At 45.2% G+C, this 3,166-nt stretch carries 3 protein-coding genes; 2 read left to right on the top strand and 1 reads right to left on the bottom strand.

The features are described from left to right. Nucleotides 1-215: 215 nt before the first annotated feature. On the bottom strand, nt 216-1,214 hold the full coding sequence (gene gap, locus QVF11_RS06055) for a type I glyceraldehyde-3-phosphate dehydrogenase (protein WP_182238375.1): 999 nt from the start codon (nt 1,212-1,214) through the stop codon (nt 216-218). A gap of 449 nt (nt 1,215-1,663) precedes the next feature. On the opposite strand from gap, the gene QVF11_RS06050 reads away from it, so the two are divergent. Both QVF11_RS06050 and QVF11_RS06045 read left to right on the top strand, forming a co-directional pair. Beyond that, nucleotides 1,664-2,641, top strand: coding sequence for a DUF1852 domain-containing protein (locus QVF11_RS06050; RefSeq protein WP_287855682.1), 978 nt, complete (start codon nt 1,664-1,666; stop codon nt 2,639-2,641). Between the two features lie 23 nt (nt 2,642-2,664). Continuing rightward, nucleotides 2,665-3,166, top strand: a 502-nt coding sequence (locus QVF11_RS06045) for a uroporphyrinogen decarboxylase/cobalamine-independent methonine synthase family protein (RefSeq protein WP_462660253.1), incomplete at its 3' end; no start/stop codon positions are given.

Here is a 3,166-nt window from a genome sequence, read left to right as displayed (position 1 = left end):
GAGCCGGAGAAAGCACCGGCAACTAAAAATGATTGCAGACGTTCACAGTATCTACAAGTTTTCAGCCGTCTGCGGTCCCGTAGCCCGGGCAGGCGCTTTGCGCCGCCCCCGGGAGGAAGAGTGCAAGGTGTTGCAGAATCTTCCCGGAGGCGATGGGGTTACGAGGCGTGTGCGGTTTTTGTAGGCCATGCAAGGAACCGCTGCTCGCTTGCTGTTTATTTTGCGAATTTATCCAGTACGCGAATCAACTGGGTGACAAAGCCATATTCGTTATCGTACCAGGCCACCGTTTTAACCAACTGAACATCACCGGCTTCGGCTATCTCAAGCTGCGTGGCATCGTAAATTGAACCGAAATGACTACCAATCACATCTGACGAGACAATTTCCTCTTCGGTATAGCCGAAGGATTCATTGTTCGCCGCCGCATTTTTCATCGCCTGATTGACCTCTTCGGCGGTGACTTTTTTCGCCAGTACGGAGACCAGTTCCGTTACCGAGCCTGTTTTGGTCGGTACGCGCTGGGCATGGCCTTTTAATTTACCGCTGAGTTCCGGGATAACCAGACCGATCGCTTTCGCGGCTCCAGTAGTATGCGGAATGATGTTTTCCGCCGCCGCGCGCGAAGCTCGCAGATCTTTACCGCGTGGACCATCAACCAACGACTGGGTGCCAGTATAGGCGTGGATAGTGGTCATGGTGCCTAGCTTAATACCGAACGCATCGTTAAGGACTTTTGCCATCGGCGCCAGACAGTTGGTGGTGCAAGAGGCGACGGAAATAATGGTATCGTCTGCGGCCAGGGTGTCATCGTTAACGTTGTAAACGATGGTTTTCATATCGCCTGCCGGTGCGGAAATCAGCACCTTTTTCGCACCTGCGCTCAGGTGGGCCTGCGCTTTCTCAGTGGAGGTATAAAAACCGGTACACTCGACGATCAGCTCGGCACCCACCGCTTTCCACGGAATATGCTGAGCCTCTTTTTCAGCGTACACGGTGATTTTTTTGCCATCGACGATAAGCGCATCTTCAGTAAAATCAACACTCCATGGGAAAGGGCCGTAGTTAGAGTCATGCTTTAACAGGTAGGCCAGCACTTTTGGCGAGGTGAGGTCGTTAATGGCCACCACTTCTAAAGAACTTTCCACTTCCAACAACCGGCGTAGCACCAAACGTCCAATACGGCCAAATCCATTAATCCCAAGTTTGCTCATGGAAATCTCCTGGTAAGTTGAATTGATACGTTAAAACTTCTCCAGGCTTAGTCCAGCCGTCGGGATTGGGCAACCGGACATTTGTGCAAAATGGCCAGTTGTTCGAAAAAAACATATGAAAAATTTAATGAATTCTGGAGGTTGGCGCTAACATGCTGACGGTTAATAATTTTTTGTTTCAGTTTTATTCGTTAAGGGCATATTAGCTGGGGTAGGCAGATTGTGAACAGGATTGGTCTGACGCCAAATCAGCGACAGAGGATCATGAAGATAGCTCATGTTGTAATGAAATTAAGTCGCTTTCACTCATCCAGTGGCTCTGGCATAAAATACACCATATTAACTTATTGGCAACATGAAGACCGCTGACTGAGCCAACGCCCATGGAACTTGAAGTATGACGGGTATAAATTCAGTTTTCATGTCAGGATTCAGGATGCAAAATTGCGATGAATAAAAATTTTACATTTACGATTAAGAGCAGTATTTTCGATGAAAACTATAACCCTTCTGAAAATACGCGTATTACAACTAATTTTGCTAATTTAGCCAGAGGGCAAAACCGCCAGCAGAATTTGCGTAACACTTTATTGATGATTGACAATCGTTTCAACACGCTGGCGTACTGGGATAATCCGAAAGGCGAACGTTATTCGCTAGAGCTTGAAATCATTTCTGTCGAGATGAGTGTCGAAGCTAATGGCGACACTTTTCCGGTAATAGAAATATTGAAAACGAATATCATTGATAAAAAAACCAATGAACGTATTGAAGGCATTGTAGGGAATAACTTCTCTTCTTATGTGAGAGATTATGATTTTAGCGTATTGCTGTTAGAACACAATAAACAGCAATCAGCGTTTAGTCTTCCCGATAATTTTGGTGATTTACACGGCAATATCTTTAAATGTTTTGTAAACTCAAATGAGTACAAGAATAACTTTAGCAAACCGCCGGTGATATGCCTCAGCGTATCCAATAAAAATACCTACCATCGAATGGGTAATGAGCACCCTGTGCTGGGTATTGAATACCAACAGAATGGAACATCATTGACTGAGGGCTATTTCAAAAAAATGGGCCTGCAGGTTCGTTATTTTATGCCTGCAAACAGTGTGGCACCTTTGGCTTTTTATTTCTCAGGTGATTTACTGAGCGATTATACTAATCTTGAGCTGATTAGTACCATTAGCACGATGGAAACTTTCCAGAAAATTTATCGGCCAGAGATTTACAATGCTAACTCTGCGGCAGGGCAGTGCTATCAGCCTGACCTGAATCACCAGGATCACTCACTGACAAAAATTGTTTATGACCGGGAAGAGCGTAGCCAGTTGGCTATTGAGCAGGGAAAATTTACTGAAGAGAACTTCATTAAACCGTACAAGAACATTCTCGAAAGGTGGTCTGTTCAGTACGCTATTTAATTAAAAATATAAGGCCAACTATTATGAAAAAATTATTACCTACTTCGACTGCGGGCAGTTTACCCAAACCTTCATGGCTCGCCGAGCCTGAGAAACTATGGTCTCCCTGGAAATTACAAAATGAAGAGTTAATTGAGGGGAAAAAGGACGCGCTGAGTTTGGCTCTGTATGATCAATTACGTGCAGGTATTGATATTGTCAGCGATGGCGAGCAAACGCGTCAGCACTTTGTGACAACGTTTATTGAGCACCTCAGCGGTGTTGATTTTGCAAAACGTGAAGTGGTGAAAATTCGTAATCGCTATGAAGCAAGCGTCCCAACCGTCACGGGTGCTGTTGAACGCCAAAAACCTGTTTTTGTTGAGGACGCGCGGTTTTTACGCCAGCTCACCAAACAACCGATTAAATGGGCGTTACCTGGGCCTATGACCATGATTGATACACTTTATGACGACCACTATAAAAGCCGCGAAAAACTGGCCTGGGAATTTGCGAAAATATTGAATCAGGAAGCCAAAGAGCTAG

Origin of the sequence: Klebsiella sp., from assembly GCF_027492335.1 — a bacterium.
In the GTDB taxonomy this organism is placed as follows: domain Bacteria; phylum Pseudomonadota; class Gammaproteobacteria; order Enterobacterales; family Enterobacteriaceae; genus Klebsiella; species Klebsiella huaxiensis.
The sequence above is the reverse complement of the archived record's forward strand: the minus strand, read 5'-3'. Positions and strand labels throughout refer to the sequence as shown.